We start from the raw sequence: 17149 nt of genomic DNA on the forward strand, positions 1-17149 counted from the left end.
GCCCCTGGCCCTCGCTCCCGGTCCGGACGGCCCACGACCCCGGTCGCGGGCAGCGGACACCGGTCGGGCATCCTGGGGCCGTGCACTCGGTCGTCTCCGGTTTCCTGCCCATCTGGATCATCACCGCATTGGGCTGGGCCGCCGGACGGTTCAACCTCCTGGGCGACCAGGCCCAACACGCCCTGGGCCGCTTCGCGTTCACCTTCGCCATGCCCTCGCTGCTGTTCCTGACGATGGCCAAGTCACGGCCCGGCGAGCTCGCCAAGCCCGGCGTCGCGGTGTTCGCCGTGGCCCTGGTCGCGGTGTTCGCCGCGGGGCTCGTCGCCAGCGCACGGCTCTACCGGCGCAAGAAGGCCGAGCAGGCGATCGGCGCGATGGCCGCCTCCTATGTGAACTCCGCCAACCTCGGCATCCCGGTCGCCGTCCACGTCCTGCACGACACATCGTTCATCGTGGCGGCCGCGCTCTTCCAGATGCTGTTCATCACGCCGGTGATCCTGGTGCTCATAGAGCTCGACGTACGCCGTGACACGGACCGGCCCTGGCTGCGCATCCTCCAACTCCCCGTCCGCAACCCGGTGGTGGGCGCCTCGATCGCGGGTGTGGCCGTCGCCGCCCTCGGCTGGAAACTGCCCGACGAGGTGAGCTCTCCGCTCACCATCCTCGGCGGCGGCGCCGTCCCCGCAGCCCTGTTCGCGCTCGGCATGTCACTGACCACACGGACCGCGGCCGACCCCGGGGAGCGGGCCGAACGCGCCCTGCTCGTCACCTTGAAGACCGCCGTCCAGCCGATGCTCGCCTACGTCCTGGGAAGGTGGGTGTTCGGGCTCGACGGGCACGAGCTGTTCGCGGTGGTGCTCTGCTCCGGGCTGCCCACGGCGCAGAACGCGTTCATCTTCGCCTCCGAGTACCGGCTCGACACCGCGCTGCCCCGGGACACCGTGCTGCTGTCGACGCTGCTCTCCATGGCGTCCCTCTCCCTGATCGCGGTCCTCCTCGGCTGAGGGGGTGTCTGGCGGAGCACGGCCGGGACCCGCCGGTCAGCAGGGCTGGCGCCACACGTCCAGCTTGAGGTTCTTGCGCATCGAGGAGAGCCCCAGCTTGTCGGACTCGGCACAGAAGTCCTTGGCGGGCAGCTCGTACTCGACGTGGAACACCGCCTTGTCGGCCTGCACGAACGGCGTGAGCAGGGCACACTCGTCGTACTGCGCACACTGCTCGTTGACCGCGAACTCGAAGACGCCCACCAGCTCCGGGATCTGCTGCAGATCGTTCTTCAGCCCCACCGCCAGACCCCGCGCATGCGCGATGGTGGAGAGCATGCGGTTGTACGCGAGCTGGTCGGCGGCCGTGAGCGGAAAGCCCGTCTTGTTGATGTAGCCGTCCATGAGATCCGGCTCGACCCCGTCGAACCCCTTCTCCTTGCACATGTCGAAGCGGCGCTCCATCAAAGGCCGCAGTACGTCGATGCGCCGGATGTCGAGCCACCGCTCGCCGTCCCACCCGTTGTTCTCGCCCCGCACCGCGGCCGGGAAGTCCTCCTTGTCGGGCCGGAAGTTCTCCCAGGCGCCGGCGTTGATGTAGCAGATCGCCTTGCGGCCCTGGCTGTGCAGCCTGGCGACGTCGGCCGCGGTGTTCTCGAAGCCGTCGATGTCGTACACCGGCACATCGGGACCCTCGTCGACCCGGCCGTTGAGCTGCCACTGCCAGGCGGTGCCGGGCCGGGGCTGCCAGACCTTCGCCCTGGCCGGGCCGCTCCCCGAAGGGGACGGGGAACCGGGCGACCGCGAGGCGCTGGATCCGGGCGAAGGGGAGCCGGGCGCGGCGGAGTGGGAAGGGGCGGGCGCGCTCGTCGTCGGCGTGGGCTCGTCCGGGCCGTCCGCGTCGTCGTCCGACGAGCCGGACGAGCAGGCCGTGGCGAGAAGCAACAGGGCGACGACGGCGGACACGAGCGCAGTCCACGTACGGGCCGGGGTGCGGTTCATGGTGTCTTTCCGGTCAGCACGGGCGGCAGCGCCGCCCACGGATTGGGCAACTCGCGCCCGACCACACAGCACACCCCCGCGCCGCGCTCACCTGCTGTGCGCAGGGCGAGCGCGAGAAACGCGTCGGGCACGCCGTACACCAGATGGCACAGGCGCTCCGGCGGCTGCCGGTCGGCCCAGGCGGGCCTGGTGAAGGTGGACACATACGTCGACCAGTGTCCCTCGAAGGTGACGATCAGATCGGCGACCTTCAGATATCCGGGCGCGGGGTGCACGCCGGGGTTGAGCACCAGGCTCGTCCCGCCCGCCCGCCGCGCGGCCCGGGCGACCCCGCGCACGAACGGCAGCCCGGTCCGGTCGGCGGGAGCGCGGTCCAGGAAGAAACCGTCCGTGCCGTACCACTCGCGGTGGCGCTCGATGTCCCGCACCACGGCGTCCGACGGACGGGCGCCATAGTCGAGATCGACATAGCCGAGCACCCGCACACCGGCCGCGCGCAGCGCCTCGACCGGTCCCGTGAACGCCGAGTCGGGGAACTCGCCCGGCCCGTCCGCCGCGTTGAGCACCACCCCGTAGAGACCGGCCGCCGCCTCGGCGAGCCGCTGCCAGGCGGCCGGGTCCTCGGCGGGGTGGACATAGAGCGGAACCAGCAACATCAGTGCACCGGTTCCCGGTCGGGCTCGGCGCTCACGGCCGACCACAGCGCGGACACCGAATCGGCGAGCGAATGCCGGGCAGACCAGCCGAGCGCGGTGCGCGCCGCCGTGGGGTCGGAACACTGCCACGGCACGTCCGCGGAGCGCGCCGAGCCTTCGGCGTCCTCCTCGATCCGGCCCTGGAACCCGGCCACGCGAACCAGCTCCCGCACCAACTCCCGTACCGGAACGGCCTGCCCGGACGCGATGTTGAGCACGGGAGGCAGCCGGGTGCTGCCCGTTGCCGCGAGCACCGCGGCGTGCGCGACGTCGCGCACGTCGACGAAGTCGCGGTGTGCGGAGAGGTCACCGAGCCGCACCACGGCGTCCGGTTCCAGGCCGCGCAGTTGTCGCGCGAGCCGGCCCGGCAGCCCCGCGGCCGGTGCGCCCGGGCCGACCGGGTTGGTGATCCGCAGCACCACCGCGTCCAGACCCGACGAGGTGACGGCCACCGTGCCCGCCAGTTTGGTCGCGCCGTACAGCGTGGTGGGGCGCGCCGCCGACTGCTCGGTGACGCGCTCCCCGATGCCGGCCGGCCCGTACTCGGCGGCCGAACCGAGGTGGACGAGCCGCGCGTGCGGCGCGGCCTCGCGCAGCGCCGCACACAGCACGGCGGGCGCCCGTACGTTGACCTCGGCCAACGTAACGGGCTGCGGGCCGACCGCCCCCGCGCAGTTGACGACGGCGTCGGGGGCGAGCGCGAAGAGCCGCTCGGCGAGCGGTCCCGGCGTGACGGTGGCGAGGTCCACGGCCAGACCGGCCGAGGCCTCCCGCCCTCCGCTCATGAACTGCACGCCGGGCAGGGCGCGCAGCTCCCGGGCGACATGGCCGCCCAGGTAGCCACTGTGACCCAGTACGAGGATGCGCATGGGACGGTCAGGCCCCCTTGAGCAACAGGGAACGGTGGGTGGTGAACTCGGCGTTCGCCCGGTCGTAGTCGTCCGGGCGCCCTATGTCGAGCCAGTAGCCCTCGAACGGGTAGGCGTGCGGCGGGGTTTCGGTTTTGAGCAGGTCGAGGACCAGCTCGTCGAAGCCCAGCGGCAGGCCCGCGGTGTAGGCGGCCAGGGTGTCGAGCGACAGCCCGTACACCCCCATCGAGACCCGGTAGTCCATGCTGGGCTTCTCGGTGAAGCCCACCACCTTGGTGTCCTCGGTGGTCAGTACGCCGAAGTCGATGTGCACCTTGCGGGCGTAGGTGGCGATGGTCAGCGGCGCGCCGCTGGCCCGGTGCCGGGTGAGTACGTCCGCGTAGTCGAGGTCCGTGAGGATGTCCCCGTTCATGACGAGGAAGGACTCCGGGAGCCGGTCGCGCATGGTGAGCAGCGGACCGATGGTACCGAGCGGGCTCTCCTCGGTGCTGTAGTCGACCTTCAGACCCCAGCGTTCACCGTCGCCCACATAGGCCCGGATGATCTGGCCCAGGTGACCGATGGCGATGGTGCAGCTGGTGAACCCGGAGGCCGCGAGCTGGCGCAGCACGATCTCCAGGATCGCGTGCTGGTCGCCGATCGGGACGAGCGGCTTGGGCAGCGCCGTGGTGTACGGCCGCAGCCGGACGCCCTTGCCTCCGGCGAGTATCACTACGTGCATGGGAGCCTCCCTGAGAGTGGGGACCGCGGGGTCAGATGTTGTAGATGCCGGTCTTGTAGCGCGCGAGGTTGCCCGGGTCGCGGAAGAAGTCCGCAGTCTGCTCAAGGCCCGACTCCAGGCCGAACCCCGGCTGCCAGCCGGTGGCTTCGGTGAGCCGGCTCGCGTCCGCCACCAGACGCATCACTTCGGAGTTGGCCGGTCTGATGCGCTGCTCGTCCTCGCGGACGTCGAGCTCGGCGCCCATCACCTTGCCGATGAGCCGCACCAGGTCTCCGACCGATATCTCGGTTCCGGTCCCGGCGTTGAACGTCCGCCCCACCACCCGCTCGGCGGGCGCGGTGCCCACGGCGAGGAAGGCCCTGGCGGTGTCCGCGGCGAAGGTGAAGTCGCGGGTCGGACGCAGATCGCCGAGCGTGATCGTGCGCGATCCCGACGCGACCTGGCCGATGACGGTGGGGATCACCGCACGCATCGACTGGCGCGGCCCGTAGGTGTTGAACGGGCGCAGCGTCACCACCGGTGTGCCGAAACTCGCGTAGTAGCTGTCCGCGAGCCGGTCCCCGCCCGCCTTCGAAGCAGCGTACGGGGACTGGGTGTTGATGGGGTGGTCCTCGGTGATGGGCACGGTCTGCGCGGTGCCGTACGTTTCGCTGGTCGAGGTGTGCACCAGGCGCGGCGTCCCCAGGGCGCGGACCGCCTCCAGGACGTTGAGGGTGCCCGTGACGTTGGTGTCCACATAGCTGTGCGGGGCCTGGTAGGAGTACGGGATCGCGATCAGCGCCGCCAAGTGGTAGACGGCTTCGGCCCCTTCGACCAGGCCGCGCACAGAGCCCGGGTCGCGCACGTCGCCGAGGACGACGTCGACCTGGTCGAGGACGTCCGAGGACAGCGTCTCCAGCCAGCCGTAGGACGAGAAGGAGTTGTACTGGGCCATCGCGCGCACGCGGTGGCCCGAGGCGACGAGGGCCTCGGTGAGGTGGGAGCCGATGAAGCCTTCGGCTCCGGTGACGGCGACAAGCGGTGCGGAGGTCAACTGCCGCTCCTCTCAAGGTGGTTCGGCACGTTCGGTGATCATTCAGGTGCGGTCTGTGAGGCTCGCGGTGCGACTGGTGCGCCGGACGGAGCCGTGGTGCGTGGGTCAGGAGTGCGCGGTCGGCCGCCCGAGCAGATGCAGGGTGCTGCCCATCAGGACCAGGGCCGCGGCGGTACAGCAGAGGTACTCGGTGAGCGCTCCCGGCACCGGTGCCAGGAAGCTCGCCGATGCGACCCCGGCCGCCGCCGCCAGGCTCACACCGGCCGGCAACCAGGCGATGCCGAACGCCTGGAGCAGCAGAGCCGTCCAGAGCAGCGCGGCGAGCGCGAGCAGCGGCGCGGGCTGGGCGCCGGTGAGCAGCGCCGCCGGGAACAGCGGGAGCAGATAGACGAAGAGACAGCCTCCGAACACGGCGGCCGAGCGCCACCGGAACGCGGCCGGGGTGGCCGTCGCCCGCAGCGCCGCGACCGACAGGCCCCGGTAGCGGTAGAGCAGCCATTCGGCGGGGCCCATGCTGAGCGTGAGGGCGATCACCGCGAGCGGATGGCGCTGCCCCGCGAAGGCCACGAGCACGCCGGCGGCCAGCCCGAACAGGCCGTAGGGGAGCGACGCCACGAGCCGCGGGGTGACCGGCGCCGCCGCCGCGGGAAGCTTCAGCGTCCCCCGCAGGCAGTGCACGACGGCCGCGACCACCAGGGCCAGCGTGAGCACGCTGATCCCGATCCGCAGCGGTACGCCCGGCTCCTGGAACGGCAGCGCCGCAGCCCCCGCCATCAGTGGGGTGAGCGCCCCCAGCAGGAGCCGTTCGCGGGCCAGCACGAGCAGGATTCCGGCGGCCGCGAGATAGCAGGACTGGCCGGCCACGAAGAACGCGGCCGGGCTGGGCCCCACGATCGCCAGGCCCGTGCCGAAGGCGAGCAGCGCACCGAGCGGGGCGCCGGCCCGCAGGGTGCGGGCCGCCTCGGCCCGGCCCGAGGCCATCCGCAAGTAGGCGCGGTGACCGAGGCCCTGACCCCAGGCCCACGAAACCAGGCCCGCCACGACCAGCGCGAGTATCGCCCGGTCGCTCTGCCACAGCCGGGCCGTCAGCGGATAGGCGAGGCCGGGCAGCGCGAACAGGGCGCCGCGCAGCCCGCAGCGCACCGGATCCGGCTTCCAGGGATCGGCGGCCGCGGCCGGCTCGGGGAAGCTGCGCGGCACCCGCGTGTACAGGTCCTCCGCGAGCGAGAAGAGATTGCCGTGCCCGTACTCGTCCGCGATCTGCTGGGCCGTCAGGCCCTCCGATTCGAGCACCGCCGCCACCTCGTAGGCGTGCACCGCCGGACCTATCTGCTCGGCGAGCTGAGCCGCGAGCCGGTCGATCGCGGCGTCCTTGCCCCAGCGCGCGGCGCGCCGCCCCGGCAGGCGCAGCGTCATCGTGGACTCTCTGGCGAGCCGGAGCATCAGCGTGTCCTCGCGGCCGTCGGGCGGCTCCAGACGGATGGGCCCGCTCACCCCGCCACCCGGATCGGCTCGTCGGTGGGCGCACCGGCCGCGACCAGGCGCAGCGCCATGGTGGCGTCCGCGCTGTCGTTCCGCCGTCGCGCGGGGACGAGTCCGCCGCGTACGGACAGTTCGAGATAGATCGCGCGGAAGGTGTCGACGGTCTGGCGCAGTGTGAACTGCTCGACCACGCGCAGCCGTGCCGCTTCCCCCATCGCCGCGCGCCGCACCGGGTCGCCCAGGAGTTCAAGCGCGGCCGCCGCCATCGCGTCCGGATCGCGCGGCGGCACCACGAGACCGGTCTCGCCGACCGCCTCGCGCACCCCGCCCACATCCGTGGAGACGGTGGCACGGCCGCAGCTCATCGCCTCGATGAGGGTGAACGGGAAGCCTTCGCTGATGCTGGAGAGCATCACCACGTTGCCCGCGGCGTAGGCGTCCCTGATGTCCTCGACACGGCCCTCAAAGGTGACCGCGTCTCCCTGGCCGAGGGAGTCGGCGAGCGCCTCGCAGCGCTCGCGGTAGGCCTCACCGCCGCGCGGGGTGCCGCCGAACAGCCGCAGGGTCGCCGCGGGGAGTTCGGCGCGCACCTTGGCGAAGGCGCGGATGAGGGTCTCCAGGTCCTTGATGGGGTCGACGCGTCCGGCCCAGCTCAGCGTCGGTGCGGCGGGTTCCGGTCCGGCGGGCGGGAACGCCGCCGGGTCGACCCCGTTGTAGACGGTGCGTATGAGCTGGGGATCGGCCCCGCCCTGCTCCTCCCACAGCCGGTTGTACTGGTTGCCCGGCGTGATCAGCGCGGCCCGCCGGTACGTTTCCTCGGCGAGCAGCCGGAAGAATCCGAGCAGCACCGCCTTGACCGGCCAGCGGTACGGTGCGGTCCGGTACCCGAGGTAGCGCTCGCGCAGATAGACCCCATGCTCGGTCAACAGCAGGGGCACGCCGTGCAGTTCGGCGGCGGCGAGGCCCGGGAGCACGGCGACTCCGCCGCTGACGGCGTGGGACACGCCCTGGCTCGGCGGGGTCGCGGCGAGCGGCCGCAGCGCGTGCTCCAGGAGCCCGGTGGCGGTGACCGCGTCGTGCAGGGTGGGCCGGGCCTCGCGCACGGCGAGCCCCGGCCGGTTCCACACCTCGGTCATGACCCGTATCGCCGCGTCGCCGCGGAGGGCGGGGCTGAGCTGCCCGTCCCGTGCGGCCCGGGCCAACTCGTAGAGAGCCGGCCCGAACCCGTCCTCCTGCGACGGGTCGAGCAGGGCGGTGAGAAAGCGTTCGTACGCCGTCATGAGGCGCCGTTCCTGTCGGCCGCGCGGGGCCGAACCGCCGGGCGCAGGGCCCCACATGGGGACCGATACGGCCTCGGAGGCGTGCGGCGGGAGGTCCCAGACGGCGGCTTCGCGTCCGGTGCCGGTCACCGCGATGATGTCGAAATCGATGTCGGGCATTCCGGTGACGAGCTGGTCGCACCAGACGCTCACTCCGCCGTGGCTGTGCGGGTAGGTGCCCTCGGTGAGCAAGGTGACCCGCGCAGCGCCGGAGCGCGGCGCGCGGTGTGGTACGTGCATGCGTGCGCTCCGCGGCTGAAGAGAGCGGTGGGTGGTGAAGTAGGCCCGGCGGCCCGCCGCCGCGACGGCGGCGAGCTCAGGGGTGGTGAAGGACCGGCGTCAGCGCCGCGCGGCGCTGTAGGGAACCGGCTTGGTGACACCGGCGGGGACCGGCGTACGCGGTGCGCTCGACGGTTTCGAGCGATCGGCGGACGACGAGGGGTGGGACTGCGGCGCCAGTGTCGTGAGGGAGGCCGGGGCGAGGGCCAGGGCGACGCTGCTCTGCCCCGACTGCGGCGACACCCAGCCCGAGACGCTGCCGGCGTAGGCCTGACCGAACGCCGTGGTGCCGCCGGTCAGGACCTGCTGGGTGCCCGTCGGCATCGTCGCGGTGACGGTCACGCCCGTGGGCGCCTGCACGGTCACGCCGGCGCCGATCCGGTACGCGGTGACCTGGCCGGCCTTGACCGCGGTGTTCCAGGCGCCCCGGTCGCGCAGCTCGGCGCCGATGTCCTTCATCCGCAGGTTCACCAGCGGCGCGCTGGCCGCGTACAGGGTCTTGTACTGGTCGAGCACCCCGTCGAGGACGGGATAGCCGATGCGGTCCTCGGCGAGGTTGGACTGGTGGATGAAGTGCGGCCTGGGGTCGTTGCCCAGAACATGGCCGAGAGCGGTCTGCGTCTCCAGCGGCACGATGTACCCGGAGTAGCCGGTGGCCGGATCGAGTGGCGCCGGCAGACACGTGGTGTTGGGCAGGTCGTCGCAGAGACCGCTGCCGCCCTGGGCGCGGCTGGTGTAGATCCAGTTGTACTCGTCGACCTGCTCGGCGACGTGGCCCGCGTTGTAGAAGATGTTGATGGGGTAGCGGGCGACGGTGAGCGCGGGGCCGACCTGACGCTGCTCGGGGTCGCGCGACATGTCGGCGCCGAGCCAGTCGATGTGGTTGGTGCTCAGTGCGGGCGCCAGATACGGGTTGTCCTGCGGCTGCTGCGGCAGGAGCTTCATCCCGGAGTGCTCGCCGGTGATCAACTCATCGGGTTCGGTGGGCAGTCCGACCCCCTGCGCCCACTGCTGGTTGTCCGATATCTCCTTGGATATCTCGGACTGGCTCACATACTTGGTGGAGCCGTTCGGGTTGGTCACACACTTCCACGGGACGACTGTGACGTCCTGCTCACAGCCGAGGAACGCGTGGTCGTAGGTGTGGTTGATCCAGCGGAAGTCGTCCTTGTCCGCGACGAACTGGTCGGCGAGCTCGTCGGCCCCGTCGTGGTTCTCGCGGTACTCGACGCTGCCGCCGCCGTTGTAGGCGAGGTCGAGCGTGAAGCCGCGGGACTTCTCCCATGCGGCGGCGTTCTGCACGTCCGCCGGGGTCATCCGGATCGAGTCCTCGACGCCCTGCCCCGGCGGGCAGTCCACGTCGCCCGGCGTGCAGTTGAGGGTGGCGTCCCAGCGGTCGTCGCCGGCGAACACATCGTCCACATGGACCGCGAAGTAGTTCCGCGAGGCGCCGAGGCGTACGTTCTGCGTCATCCAGTCGACGATGCCCCGGGCGAGGAGCTTGAACTGCTCCTGGTACTGGTTGTACGCGAAGGTGACGACCAGTTCGCGGCGCCCGTCGTGGCGGTACTCGCCGACGAGGCTGCCGTTGCCGGTCCTGCCGGGGATCGGGGCCTCGACATAGGTGGTGAAGTCCGCGCCCGCGGCGGGCTGGGCGAGGAAGGCGTAACTCTCGCTCACCGAGGGCGAGTTGTCCTCGAAGGGAACGCTGCCGTTGAGGTAGCCGAACGGGCCGGCGCCGAGCCCGGCCGCGGTCACCTGGGCCTTGAGACCGTCCACCGAGCCGCTGTAGCCGCTGCCGGCGGCGGGCTGGAGACCTACCTGGGGACGCGCGTAGGTGTAGGCGTCGACCTGGGGTATCGCATAGGTCTTCTCGTACGCGGAGAGCGCGGTCATCTCCGCCGAGCCCGCCGGGAAGGGGTTGTCGTTCGGCAGCACCACGGCCTGGAACTTGGCCCGGGGCCCGCCGTTCACGGTGTCCGCGAGGAACGCCGCGTCGATCACCGGACGTCCCGACTGCCTCAGGTCCACCACGGTGTACGGGGTGCCCTCGCCGTCGAGTTCGGCCGTGAGGGCCGCGGTGGCCGGCCCGCCGTCCGACACCACGAGGACCCTGAGGTCGATGCGGGGCGCGGGCGTGGCCGAATACGCCGACGTGGCCGGCAAACCCATGGCGAGCAGCACGGTGCCAACGGCGAGGCCGATGGTGCGTCTGCGCTGTGTGTTCCGCTTCACGCGGTGAAGTCCCCTCCCCTGGAGGTCCGTTCGGCTCTCCCCTGCCAGCCCGGACCCCGCCCACGGCGCAACGGCCGCGCCCCGATGAGGAGGGCGCGCCGTTCCGCACTATCGGGTCACATAGTGCGGGTCTTCGAGGAGTTTTTGAGTGGCTACTGTGAAACATGACGAAAAATTGTGTCCGTCGTGATGGGGCGCAGGGCGGTGCACGACCCTTGGGGAGCGCCGATCGGTGAGCGCCCCGAGACGCGCCGGGCCCGGAAAGTCGAAGTCGCCCCGCGCGGCAAACGCTTTCCGGGCAGGGGGCGCACGCGGGCGCAAACCATCAATGGTCCAGACAACCAGGCGATCCGGGACGTATCCGGTTTTCGGCCACGCGAGCGAAACATTCACGCGATTCTGGACCCTGGCCGACTGTTTCCGGACATACGAAACCGGCCGACCCGGGGGGATGGGCCGACCGGTGATCGTGGGCCGCCGTCGCGGGCGGCCGCGCGTGAGCTAGCGCGTGCCGGCCGGGGCGGGAGTGGCGCAGTTGACCCGCATGGTCGGGGAGTTGAAGACGCCGTCCTTGTGGCTCTGGCTGTCGTTGTACTCGTAGTAGACGTACGAGTAGAACGCTATGTTGCCGTTGCAGCCGGAGTCCGCCGCCACCTGCACCGGGATGGTGACGGTGCGGCTGGTGCCCGGGGCGACCGGCACGGAGTAGTTCACACCGATCGTGGTCGTGCCGGTCCCGGTGCAGGTCACGCCCTGGCCGGTACACGAGGCGAGCGAGTACTTGAGGTCGGGGCGCTGGGTCGTCGCCCACGTGGGCTGGACCGACTGGTAGACGAACCACACGTCGGTCGTCTGGTTGTTGGTGAACGTCATGCTCAGATTGACCGTGCCGCCGGGCGTCGCCGCCGGCTGGTCGGCGCTGAAACTCACATCGGGGGTGTCGGCGCTTGCGGACTGGCTCACGCCGAACAGGGCGAGGGAGGAAGCGAGGGCCGCGGCGAGGCTGAAACGCCTCAGGTGTGTGATTCGCATGAGGACGGAGAGTAGGAGGAACACCACGCTACGTCCGCCGCATCGCCACAGTGTGGAGGTTTACTGGCTCGAACCCTGTGGACGTGAACGAGCCGTGGATTGGCGCCCGTTGGCATCATGACCGCACGGCTCGTGCAGCCCGGAGAGTCGTCCCCACCACCCCGGCACGAACAACTGACCGATAACCGCCCCCGGCTGTGGCTACCGGTAATGGCGCATTCCGCCCCGCCACGACAACGGCCCCCTCCCGGGGCGGGGAGGGGGCCGCGTGGGCATGTGCGGGGCCCTTCCCGGGGTGGGGAAGGGGCCGCGTGGACGTCTGCGGGACGCGCGACGCGCCGTCCGCCGCCCTTGGGACGCCTACTTCTGTTACTCGGCTACTTCTGCTGCTCGGCCTTCTGCTGCTCGGCCTCGACCGACTTGCGCACCTCGTCCATGTCCAGCGCGCGGGCCTGGCCGATGACGTCCTCCAGGGCCGCCTCGGGCAGCGCGCCCGGCTGGGAGAAGACCGCCACGTTGTCGCGGACGATCATCAGCGTGGGGATCGACCGGATGTCGAAGGCCTGCGCCAGCTCCTGCTGCGCCTCCGTGTCGACCTTCGCGAAGACCAGGTCCTCGTGGCGCTCGGACGCGGCGTCGTACACCGGGGCGAACTGCCGGCACGGGCCGCACCAGGAAGCCCAGAAGTCGATCAGCACGAATCCGTTGCCGGACACGACCGAGTCGAAGTTGTCCTTGGTCAGTTCGACAGTCGCCATTACCTGTACCTCTTCCCGGCCCGCGGGGGTGGGGCCGCCTCGCACAACCGCGTGCTCCGCCGCGGTATTCCTTCCTTGGCGGGTGCCCCTGTGGCCACGGAGTACACCGCACACCAGACTGGGCCTCATGACGGAAGCAGAGGAATACGACGTGGTCGTCCTGGGCGCGGGCCCGGTCGGCGAGAACGTGGCGGACCGGGTACGGGCGGCCGGCCTGAGCTGTGCGGTGGTGGAGAGCGAGCTGGTCGGCGGCGAGTGCTCGTACTGGGCCTGCATGCCCAGCAAGGCGCTGCTGCGCCCGGTCGTCGCCCGCGCCGAGGCGCGCAGGGTGCCGGGGCTGCGCCAGTCGGTGCAGGGCCCGCTGGACGCTGAGGCCGTCCTCGCCCACCGGGACGAGTACACCTCGCACTGGAAGGACGACGGCCAGGTCGAGTGGCTCGACGGCATCGGCGTCCACCTCTACCGTGGCCACGGCCGCCTGTACGGCACCCGCAAGGTCAGCGTCACGAGCCCCGACGGCGAGCACCACGTGCTCACCGCCCGGCACGCCGTGGCCGTGTGCACCGGCAGTCGCGCCCAGCTGCCCGACCTGCCGGGCCTGGCCGATGTGAAGCCGTGGACCAGCCGGGAGGCCACCAGCGCCCAGCGGGTGCCGGAGCGTCTGGTGGTGGTCGGCGGGGGAGTGGTGGCCGTCGAAATGGCCACCGCCTGGCAGGCGCTCGGCGCCCGCGTCACCGTCCTGGTGCGCGGCGGGGGCCTCCTGGAGAAGATGGAGCCCTTTGCCGGCGAGCTGGTCGCCGACGCGCTGCGCGAGGCCGGCGCGGAGGTGCGTACACACACCTCCGTCACGGACGTCGTACGCAACACGGCGACCGGCGCCGTGATGGTCTCGCTGCGCGGGCCCCAGGGCGATGAGCGTCTGGAGGCCGAAGAGATCCTCTTCGCCACCGGCCGCGCCCCCCGCACGGACGACATCGGCCTGGACACCATCGGGCTCGACCCCGGCTCGTGGCTGCCGGTCGACGACTCCTGCCGTGTCGAGGGCAGCGACTGGCTGTACGCGGTGGGCGATGTCAACCACCGCGCCCTCCTGACCCACCAGGGCAAGTACCAGGCCAGGATCTCCGGCGCGGCCATCGCCGCCCGCGCCGCCGGCACCCCGGTCCTGGAGAGCGACCCCTGGGGCGCGCACGCCGCGACCGCCGACCACGCCGCCGTTCCCCAGGTGGTCTTCACCGACCCGGAGGCCGCGTCGGCCGGACTCACCCTCGCCGAGGCGCAGGCCACCGGCCGCCGCGTGCGGGCCGTCGACTACGACATGAGCGGGGTCGCGGGCGCGGGCCTGTACGCCGACGGCTACCGGGGCATGGCCCGGATGGTCGTCGACGAGGACCGGGGCGTCCTGCTCGGCGTCACCTTCGTCGGACCCGGCGTGGGCGAACTGATCCACTCCGCGACGGTCGCCATCGCGGGCGAGGTCCCGCTGGAGCGCCTGTGGCACGCGGTCCCCTCGTACCCGACGATCAGTGAGGTGTGGCTGCGGCTCCTGGAGACGTACCGGGGCTGAGGCGCGGTGGGACGGCTCCGGGCCCCGGCGCCGTACCGGGCGCGCGCGGCGGATGGCGCCGTGCCCCGGCGGCTACACCGCGAACGCGTCGACCCCGGTGAGCTCGGCCGACAGCGTCCACAGCCGGGCGGCCTGCGCGGGGTCGCTCGCGTGCGGGCTGACGCCGCTGGTGAGGACGGAGTGGTCGAGCTCGCCCTCGGCGGCCGTGCTCGGCGCCGCGGGCCCGGCGGGCTCCGCGATGTCGCAGTCCTCGCAGTAGACGCCGCCGAGGTCCGCGAGGCGCGGGGAGGTCGCCGCCCACACCTGGGTGGCGGCGCCCTGCTGCGGGGTCTTGAAGTCGAGGGACCAGGTCCCCTCGGCGTCGACCCAGCCCGCCGCGATCCGCTCCTCGTCGGAGACATGGCGCACGAGCGCGGTGTTGATCTCCCCGGGGTGCAGCGAGAACGCCCGCACTCCTTCGTCCCGGCCGAGGACGTCCAGGTGCAGGGCGAACAGCGCGTTGGCGGTCTTCGCCTGGCCGTACGCCTGCCACTTGTCGTAGCCCTTGTCGAAGTGCGGGTCGTCCCAGCGGATCGCGCAGAGCTGGTGCCCGCGGGAGGAGACCGCGGCGACCCGGGCTCCGCCGTCCGCGGTGAGCGCCGGCCACAAGCGGTTGACCAGGGCGAAGTGGCCGAGGTGGTTGGTGGCGAACTGGGCTTCCCAGCCCGGCCCCACCCGGGTCTCGGGGCAGGCCATGACACCAGCGCTGTTGATCAGGACGTCGATGCCACGGCCCGAGGCGAGGAAACGGCCGGCGAACGCGCTGACGCTGTCGAGGTCGGACAGGTCGAGGGCCTCGACCTCCACGCCGGGCAGCTCCGCCACGGCCGCTTCCGCCACGTCGAGCCGCCTGGCGGGGACCACGACGCGGGCGCCGGCCCCGGCGAGCGCGCGGGTCGTCTCCAGGCCGATGCCCGAGTAGCCCCCGGTGACGACGGCGAGCTTGCCGGTCAGGTCGATCCCCGCGAGGACGTCGGACGTGGTGCTCCGGGCCCCGAAGCCGGCGCCGGTCCTGCGCTGAGGGGTGTGCTGTCGCGAAGAAGTCATGACGCCGACGCTACGAGCTGGAGTGCGCTCTCAGTCAACTCCGTTCCCGCGTACGGCCCATGGCGTCAGCCGCTGCCGAGATCACCCTCCGGCTCCGCGCTCCGCACGGGTTCGGCGGAGCGCGGCCGCACGGCGGTCGGGTCGTCCGCGACGGGCCGCCACACACGCGGCCGGCGGCGCTGGACGAGGGCGGCGATCAGACCCGCGACGATGCCGGTGATCATGGGCTCGCCGTGGCCGTCACCGATCAGCAGCAGGACGGCGCCGTCGACGACGACCGCGGCGGCCAGCAGCCAGTTGCGACGGCAGGGCCGGGTGAGCAGGGCGAGACCGACGATGCTGGTGGCGAGGCGGAAGGTCAGGCCGGAGTTCCCGCCTCCGGGCGGCCCGCGGACGAGGAACGTGTCGACGCTGAACACCAGCATGAGCGCCGGCACCAACGCCGCCATCATGCGCGTGCCCCACACCCGTTCGGCGGCGAAGCCGAACAGGGCCAGGATGAACAGATTGAACGCGGTGCCGCCGACCCCGCCGTCCTGCACCATGAACGAGGTGTACGCCCGCCACCACTGGCCGTGATCGATGATCTGGTCCGAGTCGCGGTGCAGCACGTCGTAGATCACCGGGAAGGCGAACTGGAGCAGCGAGGGGATCGCCACGATGAGCCACAGGACGATCGCCACCCATGGTGGTCGGCGCCGGCTGAACCTGTGCTGGGGCAGACCGTCCATGACCTTCATGACCAGGACGATCATCACGACGTACAGAGCGGGCGAGACAATATGGTCGGTCATGATCCTTATCTACCCCGTGACCGTCCTGTCCCGACATCACCACGCGGTATCGGCCACGCCCCCTCACCCCTCGAACACCCGCTGCGATGTGCGGCATTGCCGCTCAACGCCCGGGCGGGGTTGTCGAATTCGGCCTGATCCCACCGCAAGGGCGAGCGTGACGGCGACCGATGCCGACGCCATGACCGCCATCGCCGTTCCGGCCGATCCGTGCTGCGCGACCGCGCCGGCCAGCGCGGCACCCAGGCCCTGGCAGGCGAGCATGCCGCAGGAGTGCAGCCCCAGAGCCTGGCCCACCAGCTCGTCCGGGACCAGCGCCATGAGCCGCTCCTGCTGAAGCAGGCCGGCCCCGTAACCGGCGGAGCCGAGCACCAGGGCCACGGCGGCGACCGGCAGGGGCGGGCGCAGGGCGAGCAGCGGATAGGGGGCCGCGAGCAGCAGCAGGAGCGGAACGGTGAGCCGGCGCCGCAGTCGCGCGCCCAGGAACCGCCCCACGACGGTGTCGCCGGCCAGCATGCCGACGGCCGAGGCCGCGAAGAGCTCGGCCGCCCGGCCCGGAGCGTACGGCACGAAGAGCGATTCGCACCCCACGATCAGACCGCTCGGGACCCACAGCTCCAAATACAGCAGCCGACGTGAACGCGACCTCCACAGACGGGAGTTGACGCGCCAGGTCTCGGCAACCGAGGCGCGTCCCGACGTCCGCGGCTCCCGGCGGGAAAGCCCCAGAAGTGCGACCGCCGCGGCCGCCGCGTACAGGGCGGCGGCCGCCAGCAGGGTGCCGCGCGGGGTGAGCGCGCCGACCAGGACGCCACCCAGGGCGAAGCTGCCGATCTGCACGGCGCCGGCGCTCATGTTGAACACCGAACGGCCCAGCAGATAGTGCTCCTTCGGCAGGATCTCCCCGAGCAGCCCGTACCGCACCCCGCCGCCCACCGAGGCGGCAAGACCCTGGCAGAGCAGGACGGCGAACACCGCACCGAGGGGCAGCCCCGGCACGGCGAGCAGGGCGGTGCTCACGGCGAAGGACAGGGCGAGCACGGCTGTCGCACCGCGCGGCGGAAGCCGATCGGCCGCCGACAGCAACAGGACCGCCCCGACCACCTGGGTGAAGCAGCCACCGAACATGCTGAGCGCGGCCAGGAACGGCGAGGCGGTGGCGGTATAGACCAGCGTGGCGAGCGCCAGGCCGCTCGCCGTCGAAGCGGCCACCTGGAGGGCGGAGACGGCGAGGAGCGGTGTGAACTCCGGCGTGCGGACGAGCACTTGATAGGTCGGCATGGCGTGGAGTCTC

At 71.8% G+C, this 17149-nt stretch carries 15 protein-coding genes; 2 read left to right on the top strand and 13 right to left on the bottom strand.

Annotated elements, in window-relative coordinates; genetic code table 11:
• The first annotated feature begins 80 nt into the window (after window positions 1–80).
• On the top strand, window positions 81–1004 hold the full coding sequence (locus tag AB0D31_RS19695; RefSeq protein WP_362724495.1) for an AEC family transporter: 924 nt from the start codon (window positions 81–83) through the stop codon (window positions 1002–1004).
• A gap of 36 nt (window positions 1005–1040) precedes the next feature.
• Here AB0D31_RS19695 and AB0D31_RS19700 read toward each other — a convergent pair whose 3' ends face one another.
• The 10 genes from AB0D31_RS19700 to trxA all read right to left on the bottom strand — a co-directional run bounded on the left by AB0D31_RS19700 (window position 1041) and on the right by trxA (window position 12408).
• Complete coding sequence (locus AB0D31_RS19700; RefSeq protein ID WP_362724497.1) at window positions 1041–1985, bottom strand: endo alpha-1,4 polygalactosaminidase; 945 nt, start codon at window positions 1983–1985, stop codon at window positions 1041–1043.
• Window positions 1982–2641, bottom strand: a complete 660-nt coding sequence (locus tag AB0D31_RS19705; RefSeq protein ID WP_362724499.1) for a spherulation-specific family 4 protein — start codon at window positions 2639–2641, stop codon at window positions 1982–1984. Before AB0D31_RS19705 ends, AB0D31_RS19700 begins: the two co-directional genes overlap by 4 nt.
• The gene (locus AB0D31_RS19710; RefSeq protein ID WP_362724501.1) at window positions 2641–3549 is read right to left on the bottom strand and encodes an NAD(P)-dependent oxidoreductase; all 909 of its coding nucleotides are present in this window, start codon (window positions 3547–3549) and stop codon (window positions 2641–2643) included. Before AB0D31_RS19710 ends, AB0D31_RS19705 begins: the two co-directional genes overlap by 1 nt.
• Before the next feature lie 7 nt (window positions 3550–3556).
• Window positions 3557–4270 carry a sugar phosphate nucleotidyltransferase gene (locus AB0D31_RS19715; RefSeq protein WP_362724504.1) on the bottom strand — a complete coding sequence of 238 codons (714 nt, stop codon included), beginning with the start codon at window positions 4268–4270 and terminating at the stop codon, window positions 3557–3559.
• 31 nt (window positions 4271–4301) lie between these two features.
• Complete coding sequence (locus tag AB0D31_RS19720) at window positions 4302–5303, bottom strand: SDR family NAD(P)-dependent oxidoreductase (RefSeq protein ID WP_362724507.1); 1002 nt, start codon at window positions 5301–5303, stop codon at window positions 4302–4304.
• Between the two features lie 105 nt (window positions 5304–5408).
• A complete protein-coding gene (locus AB0D31_RS19725; protein ID WP_362724510.1) occupies window positions 5409–6797 on the bottom strand; it encodes a hypothetical protein in 1389 nt (462 codons plus the stop codon).
• Window positions 6794–8344: a GT4 family glycosyltransferase PelF gene (gene pelF, locus AB0D31_RS19730; protein ID WP_362724513.1), complete on the bottom strand. Its 1551-nt coding sequence runs from the start codon at window positions 8342–8344 to the stop codon at window positions 6794–6796. The genes AB0D31_RS19725 and pelF overlap by 4 nt, the downstream gene beginning before the upstream one ends.
• Before the next feature lie 99 nt (window positions 8345–8443).
• Window positions 8444–10555 (bottom strand): hypothetical protein, encoded by a 2112-nt coding sequence (locus AB0D31_RS19735; RefSeq protein ID WP_362724571.1) that lies wholly within the window; start codon window positions 10553–10555, stop codon window positions 8444–8446.
• 564 nt (window positions 10556–11119) lie between these two features.
• Window positions 11120–11650 carry a hypothetical protein gene (locus AB0D31_RS19740; protein ID WP_362724515.1) on the bottom strand — a complete coding sequence of 177 codons (531 nt, stop codon included), beginning with the start codon at window positions 11648–11650 and terminating at the stop codon, window positions 11120–11122.
• Between the two features lie 377 nt (window positions 11651–12027).
• The gene (gene trxA, locus AB0D31_RS19745) at window positions 12028–12408 is read right to left on the bottom strand and encodes a thioredoxin (protein WP_267057658.1); all 381 of its coding nucleotides are present in this window, start codon (window positions 12406–12408) and stop codon (window positions 12028–12030) included.
• Between the two features lie 127 nt (window positions 12409–12535).
• Here trxA and AB0D31_RS19750 point away from each other — a divergent pair, with 127 nt between their 5' ends.
• Window positions 12536–13975, top strand: a complete 1440-nt coding sequence (locus AB0D31_RS19750) for an NAD(P)/FAD-dependent oxidoreductase (RefSeq protein WP_362724518.1) — start codon at window positions 12536–12538, stop codon at window positions 13973–13975.
• Between the two features lie 72 nt (window positions 13976–14047).
• On the opposite strand, the gene AB0D31_RS19755 is transcribed toward AB0D31_RS19750, so the two are convergent.
• The 3 genes from AB0D31_RS19755 to AB0D31_RS19765 all read right to left on the bottom strand — a co-directional run bounded on the left by AB0D31_RS19755 (window position 14048) and on the right by AB0D31_RS19765 (window position 17136).
• Window positions 14048–15061, bottom strand: a complete 1014-nt coding sequence (locus AB0D31_RS19755) for an SDR family NAD(P)-dependent oxidoreductase (RefSeq protein ID WP_362724521.1) — start codon at window positions 15059–15061, stop codon at window positions 14048–14050.
• 65 nt (window positions 15062–15126) lie between these two features.
• Window positions 15127–15855, bottom strand: coding sequence for a rhomboid family intramembrane serine protease (locus tag AB0D31_RS19760; RefSeq protein WP_362724524.1), 729 nt, complete (start codon window positions 15853–15855; stop codon window positions 15127–15129).
• Between the two features lie 63 nt (window positions 15856–15918).
• Complete coding sequence (locus AB0D31_RS19765; protein ID WP_362724527.1) at window positions 15919–17136, bottom strand: MFS transporter; 1218 nt, start codon at window positions 17134–17136, stop codon at window positions 15919–15921.
• Window positions 17137–17149: the final 13 nt, after the last annotated feature.

Source organism: Streptomyces sp. NPDC048361, from assembly GCF_040651795.1.
Taxonomy (GTDB): domain Bacteria; phylum Actinomycetota; class Actinomycetes; order Streptomycetales; family Streptomycetaceae; genus Streptomyces.

Coding starts and splice junctions, on each gene's coding strand:
- AB0D31_RS19700 (WP_362724497.1), bottom strand. CDS start 1,985: ATGAACCGCACCCCGGCCCGTACGTGGACTGCGCTCGTGTCCGCCGTC.
- AB0D31_RS19705 (WP_362724499.1), bottom strand. CDS start 2,641: ATGTTGCTGGTTCCGCTCTATGTCCACCCCGCCGAGGACCCGGCCGCC.
- AB0D31_RS19710 (WP_362724501.1), bottom strand. CDS start 3,549: ATGCGCATCCTCGTACTGGGTCACAGTGGCTACCTGGGCGGCCATGTC.
- AB0D31_RS19715 (WP_362724504.1), bottom strand. CDS start 4,270: ATGCACGTAGTGATACTCGCCGGAGGCAAGGGCGTCCGGCTGCGGCCG.
- pelF (WP_362724513.1), bottom strand. CDS start 8,344: ATGCACGTACCACACCGCGCGCCGCGCTCCGGCGCTGCGCGGGTCACC.
- AB0D31_RS19735 (WP_362724571.1), bottom strand. CDS start 10,555: ATGGGTTTGCCGGCCACGTCGGCGTATTCGGCCACGCCCGCGCCCCGC.
- AB0D31_RS19740 (WP_362724515.1), bottom strand. CDS start 11,650: ATGCGAATCACACACCTGAGGCGTTTCAGCCTCGCCGCGGCCCTCGCT.
- trxA (WP_267057658.1), bottom strand. CDS start 12,408: ATGGCGACTGTCGAACTGACCAAGGACAACTTCGACTCGGTCGTGTCC.
- AB0D31_RS19750 (WP_362724518.1), top strand. CDS start 12,536: ATGACGGAAGCAGAGGAATACGACGTGGTCGTCCTGGGCGCGGGCCCG.
- AB0D31_RS19755 (WP_362724521.1), bottom strand. CDS start 15,061: ATGACTTCTTCGCGACAGCACACCCCTCAGCGCAGGACCGGCGCCGGC.
- AB0D31_RS19760 (WP_362724524.1), bottom strand. CDS start 15,855: ATGACCGACCATATTGTCTCGCCCGCTCTGTACGTCGTGATGATCGTC.
- AB0D31_RS19765 (WP_362724527.1), bottom strand. CDS start 17,136: ATGCCGACCTATCAAGTGCTCGTCCGCACGCCGGAGTTCACACCGCTC.